The sequence below is a fragment of the Motilimonas eburnea genome, from assembly GCF_021295345.1.
GTDB classification, from domain to species: domain Bacteria; phylum Pseudomonadota; class Gammaproteobacteria; order Enterobacterales; family CBDFNC01; genus Motilimonas; species Motilimonas eburnea.
The window spans coordinates 36,566-61,824 of sequence record NZ_JAIMJB010000009.1 but is presented as its reverse complement, the minus strand read 5'-3'; the positions used below and the strand labels follow the sequence as shown (position 1 = coordinate 61,824).

The 25,259-nt window shown below is 44.7% G+C and carries 24 protein-coding genes; 11 read left to right on the top strand and 13 right to left on the bottom strand.

Annotation, left to right across the window (positions count from 1 at the left end; translation table 11 throughout):
- Positions 1–187: 187 nt before the first annotated feature.
- The 3 genes from K6Y21_RS10720 to K6Y21_RS10710 form a co-directional block, all read right to left on the bottom strand.
- Positions 188–1,894: a sodium:solute symporter family protein gene (locus tag K6Y21_RS10720; protein ID WP_233071842.1), complete on the bottom strand. Its 1,707-nt coding sequence runs from the start codon at positions 1,892–1,894 to the stop codon at positions 188–190.
- 10 nt (positions 1,895–1,904) lie between these two features.
- Positions 1,905–2,168 (bottom strand): DUF4212 domain-containing protein, encoded by a 264-nt coding sequence (locus K6Y21_RS10715; protein WP_233071841.1) that lies wholly within the window; start codon positions 2,166–2,168, stop codon positions 1,905–1,907.
- A gap of 275 nt (positions 2,169–2,443) precedes the next feature.
- A complete protein-coding gene (locus K6Y21_RS10710) occupies positions 2,444–3,313 on the bottom strand; it encodes a hypothetical protein (protein ID WP_233071840.1) in 870 nt (289 codons plus the stop codon).
- A gap of 423 nt (positions 3,314–3,736) precedes the next feature.
- On the opposite strand from K6Y21_RS10710, the gene K6Y21_RS10705 reads away from it, so the two are divergent.
- From K6Y21_RS10705 to K6Y21_RS10690, 4 genes are all read left to right on the top strand, one after another.
- The gene (locus K6Y21_RS10705; RefSeq protein ID WP_233071839.1) at positions 3,737–4,543 is read left to right on the top strand and encodes an ion transporter; all 807 of its coding nucleotides are present in this window, start codon (positions 3,737–3,739) and stop codon (positions 4,541–4,543) included.
- A gap of 285 nt (positions 4,544–4,828) precedes the next feature.
- A complete protein-coding gene (locus K6Y21_RS10700; protein WP_233071838.1) occupies positions 4,829–6,751 on the top strand; it encodes a PrkA family serine protein kinase in 1,923 nt (640 codons plus the stop codon).
- A gap of 24 nt (positions 6,752–6,775) precedes the next feature.
- Positions 6,776–8,065, top strand: a complete 1,290-nt coding sequence (locus tag K6Y21_RS10695; protein ID WP_233071837.1) for a YeaH/YhbH family protein — start codon at positions 6,776–6,778, stop codon at positions 8,063–8,065.
- Between the two features lie 27 nt (positions 8,066–8,092).
- Positions 8,093–9,616 carry a SpoVR family protein gene (locus tag K6Y21_RS10690; RefSeq protein WP_233071836.1) on the top strand — a complete coding sequence of 508 codons (1,524 nt, stop codon included), beginning with the start codon at positions 8,093–8,095 and terminating at the stop codon, positions 9,614–9,616.
- 38 nt (positions 9,617–9,654) lie between these two features.
- On the opposite strand, the gene fadR is transcribed toward K6Y21_RS10690, so the two are convergent.
- The gene (gene fadR / locus K6Y21_RS10685; RefSeq protein ID WP_233071835.1) at positions 9,655–10,377 is read right to left on the bottom strand and encodes a fatty acid metabolism transcriptional regulator FadR; all 723 of its coding nucleotides are present in this window, start codon (positions 10,375–10,377) and stop codon (positions 9,655–9,657) included.
- A 320-nt stretch (positions 10,378–10,697) separates the two neighbouring features.
- Between fadR and nhaB the strand changes: the two genes are divergently transcribed.
- The 3 genes from nhaB (at position 10,698) to K6Y21_RS10670 (ending at position 14,738) form a co-directional block, all read left to right on the top strand.
- Positions 10,698–12,281: a Na(+)/H(+) antiporter NhaB gene (gene nhaB / locus K6Y21_RS10680; protein ID WP_233071834.1), complete on the top strand. Its 1,584-nt coding sequence runs from the start codon at positions 10,698–10,700 to the stop codon at positions 12,279–12,281.
- A 131-nt stretch (positions 12,282–12,412) separates the two neighbouring features.
- Positions 12,413–12,931 carry a disulfide bond formation protein DsbB gene (gene dsbB, locus K6Y21_RS10675; protein ID WP_233071833.1) on the top strand — a complete coding sequence of 173 codons (519 nt, stop codon included), beginning with the start codon at positions 12,413–12,415 and terminating at the stop codon, positions 12,929–12,931.
- A 307-nt stretch (positions 12,932–13,238) separates the two neighbouring features.
- Positions 13,239–14,738, top strand: a complete 1,500-nt coding sequence (locus tag K6Y21_RS10670) for an OmpA family protein (protein ID WP_233071832.1) — start codon at positions 13,239–13,241, stop codon at positions 14,736–14,738.
- 110 nt (positions 14,739–14,848) lie between these two features.
- Here K6Y21_RS10670 and K6Y21_RS10665 read toward each other — a convergent pair whose 3' ends face one another.
- Entirely contained in the window at positions 14,849–15,193 is a 345-nt protein-coding gene (locus tag K6Y21_RS10665) for a hypothetical protein (RefSeq protein WP_233071831.1), read from the bottom strand.
- Between the two features lie 160 nt (positions 15,194–15,353).
- Here K6Y21_RS10665 and K6Y21_RS10660 point away from each other — a divergent pair, with 160 nt between their 5' ends.
- The gene (locus K6Y21_RS10660) at positions 15,354–16,061 is read left to right on the top strand and encodes a hypothetical protein (RefSeq protein ID WP_233071830.1); all 708 of its coding nucleotides are present in this window, start codon (positions 15,354–15,356) and stop codon (positions 16,059–16,061) included.
- A gap of 16 nt (positions 16,062–16,077) precedes the next feature.
- Here K6Y21_RS10660 and K6Y21_RS10655 read toward each other — a convergent pair whose 3' ends face one another.
- The 4 genes from K6Y21_RS10655 to K6Y21_RS10640 all read right to left on the bottom strand — a co-directional run bounded on the left by K6Y21_RS10655 (position 16,078) and on the right by K6Y21_RS10640 (position 19,118).
- Positions 16,078–17,022: a hypothetical protein gene (locus K6Y21_RS10655; protein WP_233071829.1), complete on the bottom strand. Its 945-nt coding sequence runs from the start codon at positions 17,020–17,022 to the stop codon at positions 16,078–16,080.
- A 306-nt stretch (positions 17,023–17,328) separates the two neighbouring features.
- Positions 17,329–17,793 (bottom strand): YcgN family cysteine cluster protein, encoded by a 465-nt coding sequence (locus K6Y21_RS10650; protein ID WP_233071828.1) that lies wholly within the window; start codon positions 17,791–17,793, stop codon positions 17,329–17,331.
- A 62-nt stretch (positions 17,794–17,855) separates the two neighbouring features.
- Positions 17,856–18,833: a lytic murein transglycosylase gene (locus K6Y21_RS10645; RefSeq protein WP_233071827.1), complete on the bottom strand. Its 978-nt coding sequence runs from the start codon at positions 18,831–18,833 to the stop codon at positions 17,856–17,858.
- 3 nt (positions 18,834–18,836) lie between these two features.
- Entirely contained in the window at positions 18,837–19,118 is a 282-nt protein-coding gene (locus K6Y21_RS10640; RefSeq protein ID WP_233071826.1) for a YcgL domain-containing protein, read from the bottom strand.
- Positions 19,119–19,229: 111 nt separating this feature from the next.
- On the opposite strand from K6Y21_RS10640, the gene minC reads away from it, so the two are divergent.
- From minC to minE, 3 genes are read left to right on the top strand one after another with little or no spacing between them, the layout of a single operon-like run.
- Positions 19,230–19,985 (top strand): septum site-determining protein MinC, encoded by a 756-nt coding sequence (gene minC / locus K6Y21_RS10635; protein ID WP_233071825.1) that lies wholly within the window; start codon positions 19,230–19,232, stop codon positions 19,983–19,985.
- Positions 19,986–20,003: 18 nt separating this feature from the next.
- Positions 20,004–20,813 (top strand): septum site-determining protein MinD, encoded by an 810-nt coding sequence (gene minD / locus K6Y21_RS10630; protein WP_233071824.1) that lies wholly within the window; start codon positions 20,004–20,006, stop codon positions 20,811–20,813.
- Position 20,814: 1 nt separating this feature from the next.
- Positions 20,815–21,072 (top strand): cell division topological specificity factor MinE, encoded by a 258-nt coding sequence (gene minE / locus K6Y21_RS10625; protein ID WP_233071823.1) that lies wholly within the window; start codon positions 20,815–20,817, stop codon positions 21,070–21,072.
- A 77-nt stretch (positions 21,073–21,149) separates the two neighbouring features.
- Here the strand turns inward: minE and rnd are convergent, their stop codons facing one another.
- From rnd to K6Y21_RS10605, 4 genes are all read right to left on the bottom strand, one after another.
- Positions 21,150–22,259, bottom strand: a complete 1,110-nt coding sequence (rnd, locus tag K6Y21_RS10620) for a ribonuclease D (protein ID WP_233071822.1) — start codon at positions 22,257–22,259, stop codon at positions 21,150–21,152.
- A gap of 65 nt (positions 22,260–22,324) precedes the next feature.
- Positions 22,325–24,016 (bottom strand): long-chain-fatty-acid--CoA ligase FadD, encoded by a 1,692-nt coding sequence (gene fadD, locus K6Y21_RS10615; protein WP_233071821.1) that lies wholly within the window; start codon positions 24,014–24,016, stop codon positions 22,325–22,327.
- 90 nt (positions 24,017–24,106) lie between these two features.
- Entirely contained in the window at positions 24,107–24,979 is an 873-nt protein-coding gene (locus K6Y21_RS10610) for an alpha/beta fold hydrolase (RefSeq protein ID WP_285229737.1), read from the bottom strand.
- Positions 24,979–25,254 (bottom strand): hypothetical protein, encoded by a 276-nt coding sequence (locus tag K6Y21_RS10605; RefSeq protein WP_233071819.1) that lies wholly within the window; start codon positions 25,252–25,254, stop codon positions 24,979–24,981. Before K6Y21_RS10605 ends, K6Y21_RS10610 begins: the two co-directional genes overlap by 1 nt.
- Positions 25,255–25,259 lie beyond the last annotated feature (5 nt).

Here is a 25,259-nt window from a genome sequence, read left to right as displayed (position 1 = left end):
AAGTAAAAAGAGACGCAAAACCTGATTTAGTACGTTCTAAAACACGATGTAGGACGTGTAAAACGTCAATTTGACAGCGAGCAAGAAAGACTTAACCTACCAGAGTGATGATCACATAGCTAAATAGGCGGCATACAAAAAAACCCAGCTTTCGCTGGGTTTTGACTGTATCAGAATTATCTCTCTGTTAGTGGTCGATAGCCGCGCCCGCTCCTTTTGGATAACGGATGCTTTCAACCATTTCTTGTACTTCTTGTGGGGTTTCGGCCGTAACCTTGTTAACCGCAATGGCAACCACGAAGTTCAAGATCATACCTAAGGTACCGATACCTTCCGGTGAAATACCAAACCACCAGTTCTCAGGCGTGTTCATTTCTGGGTTGATAAACTTGAAGAACACAATGTAAGCGGTAGTGAAAACAATACCTGCAATCATACCGGCAATCGCCCCTTCTTTGTTCATCTTCTTATAGAAGATACCCAAGATAATCGCTGGGAAGAAAGATGACGCCGCCAGGCCAAAGGCGAATGCCACCACCTGAGCCACAAAGCCCGGTGGGTTAATGCCCATGTAGCCGGCTGCAATCACCGCACCAACGGCACTTAAACGCGCTGCCAGTAGCTCTTGCTTCTCGGTCATGTCGGGTTTGAGACCTTTTTTCAGTAAATCATGGGCGACCGAGGTTGAAATCACCAGTAGCAGACCTGCTGCGGTTGATAGCGCCGCCGCTAAACCACCTGCAGCCAGTAATGCCACCACCCAGTTTGGTAAGTTCGCTAATTCAGGTGAAGCCAATACAATGATATCGCGGTTAATGTCCATCTCATTGCGCGCATCGCCTGAGTAGAACATACGACCATCACCGTTTTTATCTTCCCATTTAACTAGGCCCGTTTTCTCCCAGTTTGTTACCCAGCTTGGTGCTTGCTCCGCAGGCACACCTTTAAGCTCAGGGCCGTTAATCGAATCAATCATGTTTACGCGAGCAAATGCTGCAACCGCTGGTGCTGTGGTGTATAGGATGGCGATAAAGATAAGTGCCCAACCTGCAGAGATACGCGCATCTTTCACTTTAGGTACCGTGAAGAAACGAATGATAACGTGAGGTAAGCCTGCTGTTCCCACCATGAGTGCAGCAGTAATAAAGAACACGTCTACCATGGATTTGGAGCCATCGGTGTATTGATTAAACCCGAGCTCAGCGGATAAACCGTCAAGCTTGTCGAGTAGATACATTCCCGAACCGTCAGCAACGGTGCCACCAAAACCAAGTTGTGGAACAGGGTTTCCTGTCATCATGATTGAAGTGAAAATAGCCGGTACCATAAAGGCAAAAATTAACACACAGTATTGCGCTACTTGAGTATAGGTAATGCCTTTCATGCCGCCCATTACAGCGTAGAAAAACACGATACACATGCCTATGATGATACCCATGTTGATATCAACTTCGAGGAAACGTGAAAATACCACGCCCACACCGCGCATTTGGCCTGCCACGTAAGTGAACGACACAAAGATTGCACAGAAAACAGCTACCATACGTGCAGTTTGTGAATAGTAACGGTCACCTATGAAATCTGGCACCGTGAATTTGCCAAATTTACGTAAGTAAGGGGCTAAACAAAGGGCAAGCAGTACATAACCACCGGTCCACCCCATTAGATACACCCCGCCATCGTAACCAATAAACGAAATGATACCTGCCATTGAGATAAACGAAGCCGCTGACATCCAGTCGGCTGCCGTTGCCATACCATTGGCTACTGGGTGTACACCACCACCAGCCACATAGAACTCACCCGTTGAGGCCGCACGGGCCCACACAGCAATACCGATATACAAAGCGAAGGTAAGGCCGACGAGGATAAAGGTCCAAGTTTGAATATCCATTTCTTAACTCCTACTCTTCTACGTTGTATTTTTTGTCGAGTTGGTTCATTTTGACTACGTAGACAAAAATAAGAACCACAAAGGTATAAATTGCTCCCTGCTGGGCAAACCAAAAGCCGAGCTTAAAGCCACCTAGAGAAATTTGGTTAAGAGGCTCAACCAATAAAATACCGAAGCCATAAGAGACTGCGAACCAGATAGCTAGCAGGACGCCCATGATCTTGAGGTTTTCGCTCCAATAGCGTTTTGCCATGTCTTGATTTTCGAAAGCCATTGCGCTCTCCTTAAATGTTAATAGGTTGTTGCACTGTTAACATTAAATCTAAAATTGAGATAAGAAACTTAGACTTTAGTAGAAAGCGTTAATTTTCAGCCATTTATTGGTTTGCGATGCAATTTTGTGTTAGCTAGATCGCGAAATAAACAGGTCAAGCAGAACAACTCTGTTACATTTCGTTAGCTTTTGAGGGGCTAAAGCGGGATTGAATGGATGAAAAAGCGAAAAAGCCAGCACTGCGCTGGCTTTTTTTTAACTTAGCAAGGAAAGATTTACAGTAACTTTTGCCAGTCTTTGACCTTAGTATTAAAGAAGCCCGAATCTTCGTAAGCTTGTTCAACTAGCCCTTTCTCTTTCATGATAGCGATGCCTTTGTCTAATGCCTGAGCAACGGATTTACCCTGTGGGTGGCGTTTAGAGATGGCAAAGTGACGCGAGCCCTGCAAACCAATCTTTAGGTTTGGAATGGGGATCAGGCGTACCCCTTCTGGTTCAAAAGATAAATCTGGCGTAGGTTGAAACGGGGCGAGTAAAAAGTCCGCTCGACCAATGTTAACCATTTTGACCATCGAAGACCATTTTACGGTGTTGATCAATTTACGCATCTTCATGGCATTTAGGGTTTGCCAGTCGATTATCCAAGCCTTACTCGACACCGCGATCAAACTGCGAATTTCATCCATGCTTTTCGCTTTGAGCGCTTCTTTATTACTTTCAATGGTATACAAGCCCGCTTCAAACTGACCATTTTCAATAATTGGCGTTGATACATACAAGAGCTCTTCACTGCTGGTGAGTAGATCCAACCAGATGGAGTTACCTGCTAACACCGCACGTCCAGCCAACACTTGCTTGATGATTCGAGCATGAGAATCGGCGGTAATAAATCGGATCGGCGTATCGATACCGCCAAAATGCAATGCTTGTTGTACTAATACCACTTCCACCACATCACGCCTTGCACCAACACCTTCATAGGTGGTCATGGTCAACGGGTCGCGGCCATCAATATAGATTTCATAGTCCTTTTTTACGTCAGCTGGCAATACAATGATCAATTGTTCGCTTTTACTAGGGGTAGCCCAAAGTTGAAGCGAGACCAAAGAGGTAAACAATGCCGCTAGCATCAAGATGATTTTCACTCAATTTACTCCATTTATTGACGTGGATAGCAAGCTTTATACCCAATCAACTTAGATATGCATGATTTCAGCAAAAATACAGCTTGATTGGGTATATAGTACTAGTGTGACTCTAACTGCCCTTAAGTTACAAGGCACTAAGTGGTCGTTTATGATGAAACTCATAATTTTTGCTTTTACGGATGCCGGTTAACCTCACAAAGTTTGACATAAAGAAGCTAAAAACTTTTTCAGCAAGAAAGTAAAAATCATATATTACAGATGCTTAGTCATATCATCATCCAAGATTCAGTAAATACTTGCCTCGAGGCAAAATATTTATCAAACTTGTTCATTTTGTCTGCTATCACCGTGAGTCCCATCGGATGACGCGCCTGCAGACCTGATACAAGCGTAGCAAAATCAACCCCGCTCAGGAAAACAATGAATAAGCAGCAAATTTTCGAAATTATCTTTGGTACCCACAATCGTGCAGCTCAAAACTTCGATATCTTTCTCATCATTATGATTTTCGCCAGCGTGCTCGTGGTGTTACTGGACTCTGTTACCTCGTTATCCAACCAATATCACGACTACTTTTATATGGCTGAATGGGGTTTCACCATCTTGTTCACCGCAGAGTATTTATTGCGCTTGTATGTGTCACCTAAACCCCGCGTTTATGCTTTCAGCTTTTACGGCGTGATTGATTTACTCTCCATTTTACCCGCCTTTATCTCTTTGCTGTTCCCGGGTGCCAACTATTTAATGATCATCCGGATCCTTAGGGTGCTGCGCATTTTTCGGGTGTTAAAGTTGTTTCGGTATTTACAAGAAGCCAACACCTTGTTTCGATCATTACTCGCCTCTAAGCGCAAAATTTTTGTGTTTTTATTTTCCGTTGCCATCTTGATTGTTATTTTTGGTTGCTTGATGTACCTGATTGAAGGCCCAAAAAATGGCTTTACCAGTATCCCAAACAGTATTTATTGGGCCATCGTCACCATCACGACGGTGGGCTATGGTGATATCAGCCCTACAACTCCCCTTGGCCAAGCCATCGCATCAATTACCATGCTGGTAGGTTATGCCATATTAGCGGTCCCTACCGGCATTATCACTGCGGAATTAGCCCAAGAAATCCAGCGTGAGCGAAACTTGATTCATTGTGTGCACTGTGAGCGCAGCGGCCATGATATGGATGCGCGCTTTTGCAATCACTGTGGTACCGAGTTGCCGCCACGCCAATAACGGCTATGCCATGCACATACCTTAGTCACCCCGCTTGACCTTAGCTATTTTTCAGCTATAGAGAAAAAATTGCTTTAAAAACACTTCGTTAATAAGGCAATTTTCAAACTTAGAGCTAGTCTTATAGACAGAGCGTTGGCTTGGTGATCTTTGTTTTTGTCGCACACGAGAGATCACTCAGTCTCGCAAGGCATTTTATCCGCTAGTCGCATTTTAGACCTAGGTACCGAGAGGGACTTTGATAAGTCGAGTATCAAAGTTGACATAACTGAGGGAGTGAAGGTTATGAGCATTTTTCAACATTACAAATCACGTTACGAAGAAGCGCGAGAAGAAGAATTCAGCATCAGTGAATATCTCGAGTTATGTCGTGAAGATCGCAGTGTTTATGCCTCAGCCGCTGAGCGTTTACTTATCGCCATTGGCGAGCCGGAAACCATCGACACCGCCAAAGACCCGGTGCTAAGCCGGATATTTTCTAACCGCTTAATTCATCGCTATCCGGCATTTAAAGATTTCTTTGGCATGGAAGATGCCATCGAGCAGATCGTGTCTTACCTTAAACATGCATCTCAAGGGCTTGAAGAGCGTAAACAAATTCTGTATTTGCTTGGCCCCGTAGGCGGTGGTAAATCCTCTTTAGCAGAAAAGCTAAAACAATTAATGCAGAAAGTGCCTATCTATAAGCTTAAAGGCTCGCCCGTTAACGACAGCCCACTTTGCTTATTTGACCCGAACGAAGATGGCCATATTTTAGAAAGCGAATACAAGATCCCAAAACGTTATTTGCACAACATCATGTCACCTTGGGCGGCTAAACGCTTAAAAGAATTCGGCGGAGACATTAGTCAATTCAAGGTGGTGAAGGTCTACCCTTCTATTTTGAATCAAGTCGGAATCGCCAAAACCGAGCCTGGCGATGAAAATAATCAAGATATATCATCCCTTGTTGGTAAGGTCGATATTCGCCAATTGGAGCATTATGCACAAGACGACGCCGATGCTTATGCTTACTCGGGCGCACTGTGTAGAGCAAACCAAGGCTTGATGGAATTTGTTGAAATGTTTAAAGCGCCCATTAAGGTGCTTCATCCTTTATTAACCGCCACCCAAGAAGGCAATTATAACGGCACCGAAGGCCTGTCTGCGCTGCCATTTGAAGGCATCATTTTGGCTCACTCTAATGAGTCTGAATGGATGACCTTTAGAAACAACAAAAATAATGAAGCGTTTCTCGATCGGGTTTACATTGTTAAAGTGCCGTATTGTTTACGGGTGAGCGAAGAAGTCAAAATTTACGACAAGCTACTTAAAAACAGTGAACTGGCCGGAGAAAAATGTGCCCCTGGCACCCTCGAAACCTTGGCCCAATTCTCCATCCTTTCTCGCCTTAAAGAGCCAGAAAACTCGAGTATCTACTCTAAAATGCGGGTCTATGACGGTGAAAGCCTTAAAGACACCGATCCCAAAGCCAAATCGTACCAAGAATACCGTGATTATGCCGGCGTTGATGAGGGCATGACGGGGCTATCTACCCGCTTTGCGTTTAAAATTTTGTCTCGCGTATTTAATTTTGACGATACCGAGATCGCTGCCAACCCGGTGCACCTGTTTTATGTGCTTGAGCAACAAATAGAGCGTGAGCAATTTGCCTCTGAAGTAGCTGAGCGCTACCTTGAGTTCCTCAAAGGCTATCTGATCCCTAAATACGTCGATTTCATCGGTAAAGAGATCCAAACGGCCTACCTTGAATCCTATTCAGAATACGGTCAAAACATCTTTGACCGTTATGTCACCTATGCAGACTTTTGGATCCAAGACCAAGAATTCAGAGACCCAGAAACAGGCCAACTGTTTGATCGCGCTGCCCTTAATAACGAACTAGAAAAAATCGAGAAGCCGGCTGGCATCAGTAACCCGAAAGATTTTCGTAATGAAATCGTCAACTTTGTGCTCCGTGCTCGCGCGGGCAATCAAGGTAAAAACCCTAACTGGGCCAGCTATGAGAAACTGCGTACCGTTATCGAGAAGAAAATGTTCTCTAATACCGAAGACTTGCTACCAGTGATCTCGTTTAACGGCAAAACCTCTGCCGATGATCAGAAAAAACACGACGATTTTGTCGCCCGTATGATGGAGAAAGGTTATACCCGTAAGCAAGTCAGGTTACTGGCGGAATGGTACTTACGCGTGCGTAAAGCGTCGTAACTGCAACGCGTTAGGGAGAGCGCTATGTCACATTTTATCGATCGGCGTTTAAACTCGAAGAATAAGAGTACGGTTAACCGCCAACGTTTTATGCGTCGCTACAAAAAACAGATCAAGCGAGCCGTCGCCGATGCCGTCACCGAACGTAGTATTCAAGATGTTACCTCAGGTGAAAGTGTCAGCATTCCACAAAAAGACATGACTGAGCCATTTTTTCATCAAGGCAATGGGGGGGTTCGCGGTCGTGTTCACACAGGTAACGATAATTTTATTGATGGCGATAAAATTAAGCGTCCACCCCCGCAAGAAGGCGGCGGTGGCAGTGGTGAGGGTGAAGCCAGCAATCAAGGTGAAGGCAATGATGACTTTGTGTTTCAAATTTCTAAAGATGAATACTTAGATCTCATCTTTGAGGATTTAGCCCTACCCAACTTGGAACAAAAACAATTAGACAAGCTCATTGAATACAAGACCTACCGCGCCGGTTTTACCTCCGATGGGGTTCCCGCCAATATCAACATAGTACGTTCATTGCAAAATTCACTGCTGCGACGCACGGCCCTTGGCGCGGGTAAAAAACGCAAATTGAATGAACTCAAGGCCGAGCTGGCCGAGCTTGAAGCGAGCGCCAGCAAAGCCAAGAATAAGCGCAAACATGAGCCGGCGATCTGTGCCCTAAAGGATCAAATTGCTGAGCTCGAAAAGCGCCTTAAGAATTTACCCTTTATTGATACCTTTGATCTGAAATACAACAATTTTGCCCAACGCGCAGTGCCCAGTAGTCAGGCGGTGATGTTTTGCCTGATGGATGTGTCAGGCTCCATGGATCAAGCCACCAAAGAGATGGCAAAACGCTTTTATGTCTTGCTCTATTTATTTCTCACCCGCAGTTACAAACAGATTGATGTGGTGTTTATTCGCCACCATACTCAGGCCAAAGAAGTGGATGAGCAGGAGTTTTTCTATTCACAAGAAACCGGCGGCACCATAGTGTCTAGCGCACTGAAACTAATGAATGAAATTGTGAAAGACAGATATCCTGAAAACCAGTGGAATATCTATGCCGCCCAAGCCTCTGACGGCGACAATTGGGCGGACGACTCCCCCATGTGCAGTAAAATATTGGCACAAGAATTGTTGCCTAAACTGCGTTATTACGCCTACATAGAGATCACCAATCGCCCACATCAATCCTTATGGCGAGAATATGAAAAACTGGTTGATGCCTATCCTCAATTTGCCATGCAACACATTCGCAGTGTGAAAGACATTTACCCCGTATTTCGTGAATTATTTAAAAAGCAGGCCGCGTAGTTTCGACCTGTTTTTTTAGGAGGCGTTATGGATAAAGCCGAACAATTACCCCATGGCCCAGATTGGTCTTTTGAATTACTTGAGCGCTATGATCAGGAAATTAAACGGGTTGCCCAGCTCTATCGCTTAGACACATACCCCAATCAAATCGAAGTGATCACAGCCGAGCAAATGATGGATGCCTACTCTAGCGTGGGCATGCCCATTGGCTATCGGCACTGGTCTTATGGCAAGAAGTTTATTGAAACAGAACAAACCTATAAACGTGGTCAAATGGGGCTGGCGTATGAAATTGTAATTAACTCCGGCCCTTGTATTGCCTATTTAATGGAAGAGAATACCCTACCAATGCAAGCCTTGGTCATCGCGCATGCCTGTTATGGCCACAATTCATTCTTCAAAAACAATTATTTATTTAAAACTTGGACCGATGCCGGCTCTATCATTGATTACTTGTTATTTGCCAAGCAATACATTGAAGACTGTGAAGAAAAATACGGCATTGATGAAGTGGAAGAAATCATTGATTCTTGCCATGCCTTAATGAATTACGGGGTAGACAGATACAAACGCCCGCAAAAGCTGTCATTAAGTGAAGAAAAGCGCCGTCAGGAAGAACGTGCTCAATACATGCAAAGCCAAGTCAATGCGCTGTGGCGCACTATTCCGGTCAGAAGTAAACAAGTGGATGAAGAAAGCCAACGTTTCCCCCAAGAGCCACAAGAAAACATCCTCTATTTTATTGAAAAGCACGCACCTTTATTACAGCCTTGGCAACGCGAAATTGTGCGCATTGTAAGAAAAATCAGCCAATATTTTTATCCACAAAAACAGACCCAAGTGATGAACGAAGGATGGGCGACGTTTTGGCATTATACCTTGATGCAGCATTTGTATGACGAAGGTAAGCTCAGTGATAAGTTTATGCTCGAAATACTGCATAACCACACCAATGTCACCCTGCAACCTCCTTACAATGCGCCCTATTATTCGGGGATCAACCCTTATGCGCTAGGCTTTGCCATGTTCACTGACATTCGTCGTATTTGTGAACACCCAACGGAGGAAGACAAAGCCTGGTTTCCCGACATGGCCGGCAGCGATTGGTTAGAAACCGTGCACTTTGCTATGCAGAACTTTAAAGATGAAAGCTTTATTGGTCAGTACCTGTCACCGAAAGTGATCCGCGATTTTAAACTGTTTGCCGTAGTTGATGACGACACCAAATCCTACATTCAGGTTGATGCTATCCATAACGAACAGGGTTATCAAAAAATCCGAGAGCAGTTAGCCTCACAATACAACTTGAGCAATATCGAGCCTAACATCCAAGTCTACAGTGTTGATTTAAAAGGTGATCGGTCACTTAAATTGCGATACGTGCCGCATCAAAATATTCCACTTGGCGATTCGACTCAAGAAGTCTTAAAACATTTACATCGGTTATGGGGCTTTAATGTCAGCTTAGAGCAAGTGCAGGAAGACAATAAAAGCCATGTATTAGCCAGAGTACCTGACATCCCTGAAAACAAGGATGCGCTGCAGATATAGGATTGAAGGCAAAGGGACAGGCGCTGTCCCTTTAGAGATCATTGCGCGATATGTTGCGGGATATCCGATTTAACGCTTTCCCAAATTAATCCACTTTGCATCCCATAACGGCGAACCACATCGACCACTTGGTCATTGCGACGCGATTGACAACATTCGGCCAGCGCGAGATAGAACTCGCGAGCAAGCTGTTTTGCCTTTGGCTGAGCAAAGTACAATATTCCCAGCTTTTGATAGAGGTTACGAAAGCCGTTTAGCACCAACACATAAATCATGTTTTCTGAGGCCATCGCCAGTTGATGATAAAAGCGGTAATCAAAGTCGACAAAGGTTTGGCTGTCAGCGTCGGCATCGGGTAATTGTGCGACAACCTCAAGCACTCGCTCAGGATTACGTTTAATGGCACCGCGGATAAAAATGGCGCTGATGTTAGTGCGCGCCGATAGCAGCTGGTCGATGAGTAATGGCACTTTATCTCCCTCAAGGCGAGCAAGGGTCTCTAAAATGTTCAAGCCTGAAGTTTGCCAAATATCATTAACTTGAGTGGGTTTGCCATGGCGTATGGTTAACCAGCCATCACGCGCTAACCGCTGAAGTACTTCACGCAATGTGGTGCGCGTTACGCCAATCATTTCAGACAGTTCACGCTCGGCGGGTAATATTGATCCCGGCGGAAAACGAGCATTCCAGATCGAGTCAATTAAATATTCTTCGGCTACACCCGCTGGACTTTGCGCTTTAAAAACCATATTACCACTCATAAATATTTATCTTGCTTATTGACATATCTCATCAAAAAGCATGATTGTTTTGCAAAATTGTAAAGAAAAAATGAACACTTGGGTGTATGATGCGGTTCGTGATTTACATCACACTTTTTTTACACCTTGGCTGCATCATAATTGCGTCAATCTGGCTACAATACGCCCGATTTCTTAAGGCATACTTTGTGCCCCCCAAATCAAGCACACAGTGCTAACCAATCGGCATGGCAAAAATCAATTATTTCCGCCAGGAATGAATGTAATACCCCATAAGCTAGCCGATATTATTATATTGGACAAAGGAAGTTATTAAAACAATGTCAGACTTACTGATTGCTGGTTGCCGAAATTTTCTTGGTAACGCGCCGAAGTGGTACAAATGGGCCATCATTACTTTTCTTGTAGTCAACCCAATTATCTTTGCAATTGACCCATTTGTAGCTGGTTGGCTACTGGTTGGTCAGTTCATCTTTACCCTTGCAATGGCTTTAAAGTGTTATCCCCTTCAGCCAGGCGGTTTATTAGCTATCGAAGCCGTTGTCATCGGTATGACGTCCCCGAAACAAGTTGAGCATGAGTTAGCCGCCAACTTTGAGGTTATCCTGCTGCTTATCTTTATGGTAGCCGGTATTTATTTCATGAAGAGCTTATTGCTTTATATTTTCACTAAACTGTTGATTAAAGTTGAATCTAAAGCATTACTTTCTTTATCTTTCTGTTTTGCAGCAGCCTTCTTATCTGCCTTTCTCGATGCGTTAACCGTTATCGCCGTGGTCATCAGTGTTGCGGTTGGCTTTTACAGCATTTACCACAAGGTGGCATCGGGCAAAGATAACAGCGCCCTTGATCATGACCACACCTGTGACAACAATTTACAAGATCAACGACGTGAAGATTTAGAGAAATTTCGTGCCTTCCTGCGTAGCTTATTAATGCACGCAGGCGTGGGCTCTGCACTAGGTGGTGTTTGTACTCAAGTCGGTGAGCCACAAAACTTGATCATTGCCGACCAAGCTAGCTGGGATTTCATTGAATTTGCCCTACGCATGGCACCGGTTACCCTGCCTGTGTTTATCTGTGGTCTTATAACCTGTTACCTAGTTGAGAAACTTGGTTGGTTCGGTTACGGCTCTAAGCTGCCTTCAGCGGTTCGCCAAATCATGGTCGATTACGACAAGCAAGCTGATGCAAAAATGAGCCAGCGTGATGTCGCTAAACTGGTTGTGCAAGGCATTATCGGTATCTGGCTAATTATTGGTCTCGCTTTACACCTTGCGCCGGTTGGCCTTATCGGTCTATCTGTTATCGTGTTAGCAACGTCATTTACCGGTATTATTGAAGAGCACGCACTCGGTAAAGCATTTGAAGAAGCCCTGCCGTTTACTGCACTTTTAGCTGTGTTTTTCACTATCGTTGCTGTGATCATCGACCAAGAGCTATTCAAGCCGGTAATCCAAGCAGTATTAATGCAAGACGGTCAGTCCCAGTTAGCCCTGTTCTATGTGGCTAATGGCATATTGTCTATGCTCAGCGACAACGTATTTGTTGGAACCATTTACATTAACGAAGTAAAAGCTGCCTTGATTAACGGTCAAATCACCCGTGATCAATTTGACTTGCTTGCAGTCGCTATCAATACAGGGACTAACTTACCGTCTGTGGCCACACCAAACGGTCAAGCAGCCTTCCTATTCCTACTCACCTCGGCTATCGCACCTTTAGTGCGTTTGTCATACGGCCGTATGGTTTGGATGGCGCTACCTTACACCATCGTACTGGCGATTGTAGGTATGATTGGTATTATGTTCTTCTTAGAAGGCTCAACCGAATGGTTATACCTAAACGAATTAATCCATCATCACACGGTTGATGAAGCCATTAATTCTGGCGCGGCTCACTAAATAGTGGACCACGGCGCATTATCGCGCCGTTAGTCACAGAGTTTTGTATAGCGGGTGTAAAGATCATAGTTTTACACGCCTAAAACCCAGTATACTTACTGGGTTTTTTACATTTCAAGGAACGAAGATTTATGCAGTACCTCAACGAGTTAGCTACTAAGCGTTGGCCTTGGTTACTTTTAGCCTTCTCCGCTTTTTGTTTGGAGCTTACCGCACTTTATTTCCAACACGTGATGAAACTTGAGCCTTGTGTGATGTGTATTTATGAACGCATTGCCATGCTTGGGATCATCGCGACGGGTTTGCTGGGTGCGATTAAGCCCGACTTTTTTGTTACCCGCTGGGCCGCATTTGTGCTTTGGGGCGTCAGTGCTTATTGGGGTTTACAACTTGCCCTAGAGCATGTTGAATATCAAATGAACCCCTCACCCTTTTACACCTGTGATTTTATCCCTAATTTCCCCGAGTGGATGCCCCTGCATCAATGGGTTCCTTGGCTATTTAACCCAACCGGCGATTGCGCCGATATTGTTTGGCAATTTTTTGGCTACAGCATGCCACAATGGTTAGTGGTTTGTTTTGCTATTTATAGCGTGATCTTTTTAGTGGTTTTGTTGGGCCAATTCAGCCGCCGAAAATGTTGCGATTAATATAAAGTTCTCGTGGGAGCACCAGTCATGGTGCGATTTTGTCTTAATGCTATCGCCGCATAACTGCGGCTCCCACTCGATTTCAGATCACTGTGTGGGCCAAGCAGAAGCGGTTTTTAAACCGCGATTAGACATTCATTTCAAAAGCTTAATGCTTTTTACCTATATACAACCCTTCCTGAAAATTTACTCCCCAATAAATCAACTTTTAATATGTGAAATACTGGATTGATAACGCTTCTCACTCGACAAACAGCGTTCAACCCGATACCCTAGCCAGCCAAGTATGCATCGATAAGGATTTGGTATGCGCTATCTGCTTCCGGCTTTATTTCTTTTTAGTCTGAATGGCCTAGCCTTGGCTAATAATGATCAATTTATTATTCCTAAACACGAGCAAGGTGAATCTCTTGCCACCACTCGATATGCCTATGTGCCGGTTGAGGTTCATTCCGACGACTCTGGCAGTAATACGCAAACCCTTCACGGTGCTTACGCCTCTTATGTGCTAGAAATCGATGCCAAACACGGCTTACATTTCAGCCATTGGCTAAGTGAAGTTAAAAGCAAGCTGACCGTGGCAGGCTATCAGGTAAGCCTTGCCTGTACGCAAGATTGTAGTTCAAAAGTGTATCGCGCGATGATTGAAGACACCTTTCGTCAAGATGGCCTCTATAAAGTGGGCTATACCAATACCAATAAAAATCAATTTGGTTACCTCACTGCGCTCAAAACCTCAGGCGAGCAAACGGATGCCGTGATTATTTTTGCCAAGCAAACAAGAAGTGACGAGTTAATGCTTGCCTATGAGCAGGTCTCGAGCACCCCCATGCCTAATGCCGGGGTTAAGGTGGATAACAGTTTTACCATTGCACCTCTCGACTTTTCACAGCTAACCCCCAGAAAAAAAGATGCACCAAATACCGCTGACCATCCTATGCTGACCCGATTTCCAGGCAGTTTTCTAACTTGGTCAAGCCGTAATGACTTTGAGTCTTATCCGCTAATTGTCGGCCCTTATAACAAGACTATCCCGACCAAAAGGGTGGAGGGAAAAGTCACCACTTTAAACTACAAAATTGATAAGCGTGTTGGCCCCTACGCCGTCCATAAAAACTACATGGATGCCTTGGTTGAAAATGACTTTCAGATCATTTTTGAATGCGCCGCCGCCACCTGCGGTAAAATGCTGGTCCGTGATAATTTGCAAGATACAGTGTTTGCCAAAAATCACAAAGCTGACTTTTACAACATGAGTACAAAGAGTCACTATTACTTCTTCACTGCAGAGAAGCAGACCCCCCAAGGTAAGATTTATACCTCTATGTATAGTTATCAAACCAGTGGTAAATATGAAGTAGACTTTGTAGCCGACATCATTGAGGAAAAGTCCGTTAGCAAAGCCGACCTGAATATTGACAGTGACGGCTTAACAAAAGAGATAGCCACAAAAGGCAGTGTGTCTTTATATGGCATTGAATTTGATTTTAACAAACACACCATTAAAGAAAGCTCTACGGCACAGTTAAACGAGATCGCTGAATTTCTTAAGCAGCAGCCAAACATTACCCTATATGTGGTGGGTCATACGGATAATAAAGGTGCATTTGACTACAACCAAACCTTGGCCCAAAAGCGCGCTGCCGAAGTCGCTAAAGTGCTCAGTCAAAACTACCAAATTGACGCGTCGCGTTTACACCCCGTTGGTGTTGGTCCCGTTGCGCCTAAAGCGGCCAATGACAGCGACGGCAATATGCAAAAAAATCGCCGCGTTGAGTTGGTACTAAAATCGCCACTGGCGATTTAATTACAACGTAGATACAGCAGCTTAGTGTCCACGGCGCATCTGCTGGACACTAAGCTGGCTGTTTGAATGGCCGAACGGTTTTACCCTTAGCAAGATAAGATAACGGGTGGTTACCTTAACTTCGCCTTAGCAGCGAATAGCTCGCCAAAGAGAGCATCGATACGCTGTGCGTGTCGGGTTTGAAAAAACGGGCGCTCGGCATTACGAGAAAAACTTTCGATAACCTCACAGATGGCAGCAATACCTTGCTCAGCGGCTATCTGCTCTGATGCGCAATGATCCACTAGCTCGATATAACGCTTGATACAAGCCAGCGGATAATCAATATAGCTAAGCTCATACGGCGCGCCAGGCTGCCACTCTGTTTTAAGCAGTTCATGGATCATTTGCAGCTCGACTAAACTGGCCTTTATCACAGCTAATTCCTGCTCTATGACTGAATCTGTATTTTGCATAAGCCCGTTTCCTTTTATCTCTTATCCTTGATTACATGCTTTGTCACCAGAGACATTGCAAACTGACTCACAAGCTAGTCAACCCACCCAACCTAGCATGGCGCTTAGTGATATTATCTCAGCACTAACTCAACGGCAGTGAACTAAGAGAAGGCTTTAGATGGCAACCATCATTCTAACGGCATCAGGATCCCATACGGAGTCTAATTCCACAACCCGCTCAACGCCTTTATATTGCTGTTATCACCCAGAAAACACCGCTGTGTTTGAAGACTTTTGCGGCGATGAGCGCTTTGAAATCATCAATGCCCTTGATGAGGCTTCCCCCACTCAGCTCTCAACAAGTGAGTCCATATTACAGTTGATAAACGAGATAATGCGCTTAACTCAACTGCCGATATGCCAGCAAAACGCATCGCTGTATCACCATCTGTTAGAGGTATTAGTGCTTTGTAAACTCTGCGTTTGGGAACCAGGGCGCTACATACTCACCTTAAGCCCTTTCGGTTACAACAAGGCCATTTATCCAGCGGCTTTACCCGCTGAAATGCGCTTTAGTTTGTTGGATTTAAGCTTGGCCTCGCCACAAGCTAACACGCCTAACACCCAGACCAAGTTTGTCCCCAGCAATCACACTCACCTCAGGATAGTCAAAGAGGTACCATGGGTGTATACCCTATATCGCGACGCCTTTGAGCAATACACACTTCGCGTATACTACTCGCCAAAAAGCTATGTTGATGCTCACATGGACATATTACTGAGTGCAACTGAAATATCACTGTTTGAGCAAGATCCCCACTGGCTTGAATGTTTTGCGAAAACAGTGAGCAAGGCGCCACAAGACTATCGTGACCGAGCCATTTAATGACATCAATCGAGCTTTACAGCTCGAGTCTTTTTAAGCCTTCTCGCGCTTCTAATCCCCATGGCTCAGGTGACTGACTTTTTTTCATCTTTTCTTCTATCCGCAGTACCACATCAAAGTGCTTTTTAGCCTGCGCAAAATGCGATTTATCTTTATTTGGTCGACCTAACTCATAATGTGATTGACCTGTAATGAGCATGATTTCAGCCAGTTCACTATTCGCGCGCCACTGCTTTCTTGCTGTGCCTTGCTCAACCAAGCTCCCATAGTAATCAATCACCTTCTCGTACTCATTGAGTTCAAAGAAATGTTTTCCGGTTGCAATATAGAGGTCTTTCCAAAAATACTGCTCCCCCATGCGCTTAAGGTGCTCTCCCGCTAACGAAAGGTATTTTAGTGCTTGGTTGCGATGCCCAAGATCCATATACACTTCAACGAACCTCAGCATAGTTCTGGTTAGACTTTCTCGCGCGTTATCAGGGTATAATTCATAGTATTTCTTTTCTTCCAAATAAGCTTTTTTCACTAACGTGTTGATTCGATTTAACTCACCGGAATCATTTTTGACGCTGACGCTTGCTAAGCTGGCAAGATGATTGGTGTAGGACATGTAAAACACGTACTGATCTTGATCTTTGGCTTGGTTTTCAAGCTGAGCATAAAATTCAACCGCATCAGCATAGACTTGTTCTAACTGTATAAAGTCTTTTTGGCTAAAATAAATACGATTTAGCATCAGATAGGAATCTTCGACATCGCCCAATTTAAAGGGGTCCCAGCCTGATCCCGCCTTTTTAAACTGTGATTTTGCAACTTTATTAGCTTGCCAACCCAGCTCTGCTGCTTGTTCAAGCTTTTTTTCTTTGAGTAACACCCTAGTCTGTTGCTTATAGTCACGGTACTCATTGGCCAATACTGGCTGGGCCAACAGCACAGCCAATAGTAATGTCATCACCTTCATCGTTTTACCTTGCTTTGTTTCAATGATACAAATAAAAACAAATCATCATGAAATAGTCAATTCATGGAGGGGGCAACGGCGAGAGATAAGATCCTGCAATATTGAGGCTATGGCTAACATGGCTCAAATGCGCCATATATACCTCACCCCGACCCAGAAGCAAACCCTTATAAGTAGTTTTTAAACCTCGATAAATAATGTTATTTCAATGAGTTGAAGCTATGTTCGCTCGTGGGAGCACCAGCCATGGTGCGATTTGGTCTTAATGCTATCGCCGCATAACTGCGGCTCCCACTCGATTTCAGATCACTGCGTCGGCCAAGTGGCGATATGATCTTGTAGGTCTATTTCGTCAAATTCCGTGATCACCTTGCCGCGTACTGAGTGGCCGCCTGCGTGCATGGCACTGGTGCTGCCGGTGAGTAAGGGGTGCCATTCGGGCAATGGTTTGCCTTCGGCTAAACGGCGATAGGCGCAGCTTCCCGGTAAATATTGAAATTGGTCAATGTTATCAAGAGATACCTTGATGCAATCGGGCACATGTTTAAAACGCTTGTCGTATTTTTTACATTGGCAGCTTTTGGTATTCAACAACTTACAGGCAACATTGGTGTAATGCAGCTCGTCGGTGTCATCATCAATCAGTTTACTTAAACAGCATTTGCCGCAGCCGTCACAAAGTAGCTCCCACTCTTGCGCGGTCATCTTGGCTAGGGTTTTCTCTTGCCAAAATGGGCTCGTTATCTGTTTTATATTGATTCTTTTGGTCATCACATCACTCAAAAAAAAGGTGTGCTAAGCACACCTTGTCACTCACTGAAGCTGATTATACACTACTTAATCGGCGGGTAGGCAATGCTATCGGCTAGTGTGCCTACAGCAGCGACGAAGTAGTTCGAGCGATTCCATTTCATTAAGGTGGCGTAATTGTCATAGGCCAAATAGGCGCGACCGTCTTTATCATCCGGTAACACTAACCAAGCTGAAATATCACGGGTAGGCAAATCCGAACCATCGGTTTTACGCACGCCCATGGCTTGCCACTGCGCCAGTGTTTTTTGCGGTTGCTTTAAGCCCGTAATCGATAAATCAAGATTTGCTGGGACTTGCACTTGGCGACCCCAAGTTAAGTCATCATTCCAGCCCGATTGTTTTAGGTAGTTGGCAGCCGAAGCAAATACATCCACTTTAGTTTGCCAAATATCTTTACGACCATCGCCATCATGATCAACAGCAAAAGTTAAAAATGACGTTGGCATAAACTGACATTGCCCCATGGCGCCCGCCCAAGAGCCTTTCATTTTATCTAAACTGATATGGCCTTCATCAAGAATTTGCAGAGCAGCAAACAATTGCTCTTTGAAAAAGGCTTCGCGGCGGCCATCATACGCTAATGTAGCCAGTGCCGACACCACGTCAAAGTTACCTGTATAACCGCCAAAGTTCGTTTCTATGCCCCATAGCGCCACGATAAAACGCGGCTGCACGCCATACATTTCACCGATTTCGGTTAGCTCAGGTAAATGCTTTTTGTATAAATCGCGTGCTTGTTTAATTTTCCACTTAGGCACGGCTTTGGGTAAATAGGTATCTAAGGTGAGTTTAAATTCAGGTTGAGACTTGTCGAGTTTAACGGCTCTCTCAATAAAGGTTGCTTGAGAAAGGGCCTTATCGACGGTGGCTTGACTGATACCTTGCTCCACGGCCTGGCTTTTGATGCCCTGAAGGTAAGTATTGTAGTCGGGTTTAGCCGGAGATTGTGCAAAAATGGCCGCAGACCAGAACAAGCTAGTTAACATCATCGCGCGCATAGTTTAGTCAATATCCTTTTTCTGCTGAGCTTTATGTTGCTCTAAATAGTTAATCGGAGGAGGAGGTAATTGAAGAAAAAATCCATCTTCATCTAAGGCTTTTTTTACTTTATCGATATCAGCTCGAACCAGTTGCTTTTTCTGAGCTAGATTAATGACTAAAGCCAATTGAGGCTTACCAAACATCGTCATCAAGGCTTCAGGCACACGAGAGAAATCGTCTTTCTTCGCCAAATACAAATAGGTTTCGTCTTTCTTTAAACTTTTATATATCGCACACAACATAAGATGCTTCTCGGTGATTCCTTGCCTAACGTAAGCACAGACTATAACATGACGAACATTAGGCAAATAATAGAATTGTACGATTTTTTATTTATAGGAACTCGCCACGGTATGGCCGAAAATAACATTGAATTAAAAGGCTCCAATTTTACCCTTTTTGTGTTGTCGCTTATTAATAATGACCTCTCATCTGTACAACAAGCATTATTCGATAAAGTTCAACAAGCACCCGCCTTTTTCAGTGGTGCACCGATTGTGATTAATGTCAGCCAATGTGAGCAAGAAATCGACTTCCTAGGTTTAGCAGAAGTGCTCAAAAGTCAGCAGTTTGTGTTGGTGGGCATTACAGGTAGCCAAAATGAAGAGATCAAACAAGCCGCACGCCAAGCCGGCTTAGCAGTGTTAAAATCTGGCCCCCTCACTCCCATTGATGTGCCCGCGCCTTCGGCCAACGCGAATCCGGTTGTCCCAGCAGCGGAAACGACTCATATTGAAACAAAAGTAAAAACCCAGATAAAAGTGCAGCATCAGCAAACACCGGCCACTCAATTTCACCACGGCCAACTTAGATCTGGCCAGCAAATATATGCAAAAGATAAAAACTTAGTCATCATTGGCTCGGTCAGTGCTGGAGCAGAAGTGATTGCAGATGGTAGTATTCATGTTTATGGCCATCTACGCGGCAGAGCCATTGCTGGCGCAAAGGGTGATAGCAGTGCACGCATTTTTTGCCGTAACTTAGAAGCAGAACTTATTTCTATCAACGGCAACTATAAATTAAGTGAAACACTACAAGAAACATGCTGGCAACAAGCTGCAACGGTTTCTTTAGAAAATGATCAACTTATTATTTCAAGACTAGATTAAAAGAAAGGAACATCGCGAATGGCAAGAATTATTGTCGTCACATCAGGTAAAGGCGGTGTGGGCAAAACCACCACCAGTGCGGCCATCGGTACCGGTTTAGCCCTAGCAGGTAAAAAAACCGTGATTGTGGATTTTGATATTGGTCTGAGAAACTTAGACTTAATTATGGGCTGTGAGCGCCGCGTTGTTTATGATTTCGTTAACGTCATCAATGATGAAGCTAACTTAAATCAAGCTTTGATTAAAGATAAACGTGTAGAAGATTTATACATACTTCCGGCTTCGCAAACCCGGGATAAAGACGCCCTCACAAAAGAAGGCGTTGAAAAAGTGTTAAATGATTTAGCAGAGCGCTTTGACTATATTGTTTGTGATTCGCCTGCAGGTATTGAAAAAGGAGCCATGATGGCCTTGTACTTTGCTGACGAAGCCATTATTACTTCTAATCCTGAAGTGTCATCGGTACGTGACTCTGACCGCATCATAGGTATGCTGTCGAGTAAATCACGCCGTGCAGAGCAAGGGCTAGAGCCCATCGTTGAACACCTGTTGATCACCCGCTACTCACCTAAACGCGTTAACTCGGGCGATATGCTCAGTGTTGATGACATCAATGACATTTTGGCTGTTAAACTGCTTGGGGTGATCCCAGAATCACAAGCGGTATTAAAAGCCTCTAACTCGGGTGAACCCGTTATCCTTGATAAAGAAAGTGATGCCGGCATGGCCTATCAAGACGCGGTTGATCGTTTACTTGGCGAAAACCGTGATTTTCGTTTCATTCAAGAAGAAAAGAAAGGGCTACTGAGTCGCATATTTGGAGGATAACATGTCTTTACTTGATTACTTTAGATCAAATAAGAACAACACAGCACAACTTGCTAAAGAGCGACTACAGATCATTGTTGCCCATGAGCGTGGCCAACGATCAACCCCAGACTATTTACCACAGTTACGCAATGACATACTTGAAGTGATCCGTAAGTACGTTGAGATTTCACCGGATCAAGTTTCGGTGCAGTTGGAGCAAAAAAATGGCAATTTGTCGGTGCTTGAGCTGAACGTGATGTTGCCTGAAGAGAAGTAGTCAATAAAAGCCACTGTTTAAGTGGCTTTTGTTCAATCGTAAATAAAGAGAAGTCCTGAATTCACGACTTCTCTTTATTATTGGCCAAGATGCTTGGCCATTAATTCAAAACGCCAACCTGATAGTAAAGCGGGCTTACTCACATTAGCTTTATCTTGGTCACTTAATTGCCATAACCAAGCTAAGTATTGATGTATGGTTTTCTTTGAAGCAATGAGTTCAACAGGCAAATCATATTGCTGCGCGGCGCTGGCCACCCCTTCTTTAAGTCGTTTAAATTCTTTTTTGTAACCAGAATACTCATTGATGGGCTTGATCTTTTCTGGACACTCGGCAGAAGAAACGGCTAAACCTTGTTTAACTAGTTTCAGAATGGTGTTGCCATGAATACGTATTTCTTGATCTGTCACGCCAATGTTAGCTAATTCGGCTTTACTTTTCGGGGCATGTTTGGCAATTTCCCACAAGTGAGCCTCTTTCACCACAAAATTAAGGGCATAGTTACGATTTTGCGCCGTTTGGAATCGCCAGCTGGCAAGGGGTTTTAAAATAGCCAGGCTACGCCGATTGAGCTTAGCGGCATTTTTTATGTCTAGATACAAGGCATCCGGCTCCACCTTTTGCAGTCTCTTTTCAACTAGATTCTGACATTCTTGTTTAAAAAAAGCGGTCATGCCTTTTTGCTCCAACTTCTGAGCAAGTTGCTCATAGCATTGCTGCAAATACACCACGTCTTTAATGGCGTAATCAAGCTGGGCTGGCTGTAGCGGTCTGGCTAACCAATCGGTTCTGGCTTCGCCTTTATCAAGTACCACGCCGGTTAACTGCTCTACCATGGCAGCATAGCCTAAAGAGTGCCCCATATTAAGAAAGGCACAAGCGACTTGGGTATCTAGGTATTCACCGGTCAAATCGCCTTTGTGATTGAGAACGATCTCAAGATCTTCACCAAATGAATGCCAAAGGCTTGTTTTACTGGATAATTGTTGCCAAAACGGGCTCAGGTCGCCCACGGCTAGCGGATCAATTAAATAGTACTTTCCCTGATGAGCCAGCTGTAACAAGCCAAGGTTGGCGTAAAAGGTGCGAGTTCTCACAAACTCTGTGTCTAGGGCGAGTAATTCGTTGGATAAGCCAGCACATAATTGCTGTAACTCAGGCTGGCTATTAATAAATGTGAAATTCAAATTGGCACTCTCATGACCGCTGACGCGGCCACGATCCTAAGTTGCACAAGTTGATATCTCGTTACTTATGCTGGATGGTCAGCTGGCGCCAGTTTAGCTAATTCTTCTTCCCTTAATACCCGTCTTAAAATCTTACCGACATTGGTTTTAGGAAGTTCGTCCCTAAATTCTATCAGTTTTGGTACCTTATAGGCAGTCAACTCTTTGCGACAAAATAGAATTAATTCGTCTTCCTGAAGGGATGCCTCTTTTTTCACCACAAACACTTTGACCGCTTCGCCGCATTCTTTATTGGGCACACCAATGGCGGCGACTTCCAATACTTTTGGATGGCGGGCAACCACGTCTTCGACTTCATTAGGGTAAACGTTAAACCCAGAAACCAGAATCATGTCTTTTTTGCGATCCACAATGTAGATGAAGCCTTGGTCATCCATGCGCGCAATATCGCCCGTACTTAGCCAGCCTTGTTCATTTATCTCAGGGGTGGTTTCCTTGCCCCAATAGCCGGCCATCACTTGCGGTCCGCGCACTTGCATCTCGCCCACTTCGCCTGATGCAACAGGCTCGCCATTGTCATCAACAAAGCGCACCTCGGTCGACGGCATAGGTAAACCGATACTGTGGTTATAGCCGTCTAAATCGTAGGGATTGACCGTCACCAAGGGGGCACATTCGGTTAAGCCATAGCCTTCTAATAACCGACAACCCGTAATGCTCTGCCATTGTTCAGCAACCGCTTGTTGCACCGCCATGCCGCCGCCTATGGTTAAGCGCAGCGAACTAAAATCAAGCTGTTTAAAATCGTCATTGTTGGCCAGCGCGTTAAACAAGGTATTGACCCCGGTTAACGCGGTATAAGGCACAGAGGCAAGCTCTTTAACAAAGCCTGGAATATCACGCGGATTGGTGATGAGTAAGTTAGTCGCACCCAAGCGCATAAATAATAAACAGTTCACCGTTAACGCAAAAATATGATAAAGGGGCAGCGCGGTCACTATGATTTCTTTACCTTCTTTTAGCACTGGGCCATACGCGCCAAGGGCTTGCAGTAGGTTTGCTATGATATTGCGATTGGTTAACATAGCGCCTTTAGACAAGCCTGTTGTACCACCAGTGTATTGCAAAAAGGCCAAATCATCGGCTTTGATCTTAGGCTTAACGTATTGCAGGTATTGCCCTTTTTTTAGCGCGTGGCGAAAAGAATTGGCATTGGGTAAATGGTATTTTGGCACCATTTTTTTCACGTATTTGACCACAAAGTTCACTAAGGTGCCCTTGATCGGGTTTAGCTGATCGCCAAGTCGAGTCAAGATCACATGCTCAACTGGGGTGTCGTGAACCACTTTTTCTAAGGTATGGGCAAAATTTGACACTATCACTATGGCTTTGGCGCCAGAATCGGTCAACTGATGCTTTAACTCACGCGGGGTATAAAGGGGATTGACGTTCACCACCGCCATGCCTGCACGCAATACACCAAACATGGCGATAGGATATTGCAATAAGTTTGGCATCATGATGGCCACGCGATCACCCTTGCTGAGCTTGAGCTCTTCTTGCAAATATGCCGCAAAATTTCTCGATAGCTCTTCAAGGCGGCGATAGGTCATGGCCTGCCCCATGTTGATGTAGGCGGCTTGATCTGGGTATTTGTTTACACTCTCTTCTAACAAATCGACCACTGAGTCGTATTGGTCTACGTCTATTTCCGGCGCTACATCATTTGGGTAACGCTTTAGCCAAATTTTTTCCATATCGGCGTCCTTTTTCGCAAGTCGCTGTTTTAAGAATGGCTGAAGTATAAGAAGGTTCGTCAACTTTACCAATCACTTGTGGCTAACAATTTAAAGTGTAACCAAAAATTCTTTTATTGCCGCTGCAACTTGCGGGTTATTTTGTAAATGCAGGTGATGGTTGCCTGTTAAAGTCAGCTGAGTGAGTCGATGAAACAAGGAGGAACGCTGGGTTAATTGCTGTTTAATTTGGTCATAACCTTGCTTACCTAATAGCACTAACGTGGGGCATTGAATGTCTTTAATAATCTGCTGTGCTTGCTGCTCGGCAAAGCGCACCGGCGACAACCAAGTTAGCTTAGCGTCGTGGGACCAGATCATACCTTGCTGCCATGGCTTGGTGCCGCGACTCACAATGGCTGCAACATCTTCAAAGCTAAGTCCTAGCGCCTTTGCTTTGGCTTGTTGTAATTGCGCAAATGACCGGGGCTTTTGCACCACAGGTTTATGACGTGACAAGATAGCTTGGCGCAAATGCGAGGTCGTCGTGCTGCTACTTTGAGTAAGAGGCCCCGCCCCTTCGATCATGATTAGCGCCGCCACTTTTTCGGCAAATGCAGCCGCCACACAACTGGCCACCAGCGCACCAAGGGAATGGCCGAGTAAGATAACAGGACGCGGGCCAAGTTGCGTCAGTATTTGATACACATCGTCTACCCAATCGGCAAAATGATACATGCCAGCGCGATGTTCAGATTGGCCGTGACCGGGAAAGTCGATGGCGATAAAGTGATAGTGTTGGCTTAAGCCAAACTCGCTAAAGCTTTTTAGCAAGGGCATAAAACTGCCCGTATTATCGAGCCAACCATGCAAACATAAAACAATGGGGCTATCAGGCTCACCCAAGGACAGGCCCCTAACCAGACCATGACTTAAACGAAATGAAACAGGAGTGCTGCCGAAAACGGGCAAAGAATCAGGCATTAAGCGTAAAGATCAATGCCAAAGGTTTGTGAGATTTGTTCCCGCATTTGCGCTTTTTCGATATCTTGATAAGACGCAAGGGCTTTGTTGTTGCGGCCATCTGGCTTGTCATAAGCCAATTTAACGGTTTCCATATCACGATGAGATAGCTGAGTTTGACGCGTCGCGATGGCTTGCTCGGTTTGCGCAGGCGCAGAGACAACATTGCTCTTAGCTTTGGGGCGTTGATAGCCCGAGCTAATGGTGTCTATGTTATGAGTAACTTGATTAATCATTCGCC

Coding starts and splice junctions, on each gene's coding strand:
- K6Y21_RS10720 (WP_233071842.1), bottom strand. CDS start 1,894: ATGGATATTCAAACTTGGACCTTTATCCTCGTCGGCCTTACCTTCGCT.
- K6Y21_RS10715 (WP_233071841.1), bottom strand. CDS start 2,168: ATGGCTTTCGAAAATCAAGACATGGCAAAACGCTATTGGAGCGAAAAC.
- K6Y21_RS10705 (WP_233071839.1), top strand. CDS start 3,737: ATGAATAAGCAGCAAATTTTCGAAATTATCTTTGGTACCCACAATCGT.
- K6Y21_RS10700 (WP_233071838.1), top strand. CDS start 4,829: ATGAGCATTTTTCAACATTACAAATCACGTTACGAAGAAGCGCGAGAA.
- K6Y21_RS10695 (WP_233071837.1), top strand. CDS start 6,776: ATGTCACATTTTATCGATCGGCGTTTAAACTCGAAGAATAAGAGTACG.
- K6Y21_RS10690 (WP_233071836.1), top strand. CDS start 8,093: ATGGATAAAGCCGAACAATTACCCCATGGCCCAGATTGGTCTTTTGAA.
- fadR (WP_233071835.1), bottom strand. CDS start 10,377: ATGAGTGGTAATATGGTTTTTAAAGCGCAAAGTCCAGCGGGTGTAGCC.
- nhaB (WP_233071834.1), top strand. CDS start 10,698: ATGTCAGACTTACTGATTGCTGGTTGCCGAAATTTTCTTGGTAACGCG.
- dsbB (WP_233071833.1), top strand. CDS start 12,413: ATGCAGTACCTCAACGAGTTAGCTACTAAGCGTTGGCCTTGGTTACTT.
- K6Y21_RS10670 (WP_233071832.1), top strand. CDS start 13,239: ATGCGCTATCTGCTTCCGGCTTTATTTCTTTTTAGTCTGAATGGCCTA.
- K6Y21_RS10665 (WP_233071831.1), bottom strand. CDS start 15,193: ATGCAAAATACAGATTCAGTCATAGAGCAGGAATTAGCTGTGATAAAG.
- K6Y21_RS10660 (WP_233071830.1), top strand. CDS start 15,354: ATGGCAACCATCATTCTAACGGCATCAGGATCCCATACGGAGTCTAAT.
- K6Y21_RS10655 (WP_233071829.1), bottom strand. CDS start 17,022: ATGAAGGTGATGACATTACTATTGGCTGTGCTGTTGGCCCAGCCAGTA.
- K6Y21_RS10650 (WP_233071828.1), bottom strand. CDS start 17,793: ATGACCAAAAGAATCAATATAAAACAGATAACGAGCCCATTTTGGCAA.
- K6Y21_RS10645 (WP_233071827.1), bottom strand. CDS start 18,833: ATGCGCGCGATGATGTTAACTAGCTTGTTCTGGTCTGCGGCCATTTTT.
- K6Y21_RS10640 (WP_233071826.1), bottom strand. CDS start 19,118: ATGTTGTGTGCGATATATAAAAGTTTAAAGAAAGACGAAACCTATTTG.
- minC (WP_233071825.1), top strand. CDS start 19,230: ATGGCCGAAAATAACATTGAATTAAAAGGCTCCAATTTTACCCTTTTT.
- minD (WP_233071824.1), top strand. CDS start 20,004: ATGGCAAGAATTATTGTCGTCACATCAGGTAAAGGCGGTGTGGGCAAA.
- minE (WP_233071823.1), top strand. CDS start 20,815: ATGTCTTTACTTGATTACTTTAGATCAAATAAGAACAACACAGCACAA.
- fadD (WP_233071821.1), bottom strand. CDS start 24,016: ATGGAAAAAATTTGGCTAAAGCGTTACCCAAATGATGTAGCGCCGGAA.
- K6Y21_RS10610 (WP_285229737.1), bottom strand. CDS start 24,979: ATGCCTGATTCTTTGCCCGTTTTCGGCAGCACTCCTGTTTCATTTCGT.
- K6Y21_RS10605 (WP_233071819.1), bottom strand. CDS start 25,254: ATGATTAATCAAGTTACTCATAACATAGACACCATTAGCTCGGGCTAT.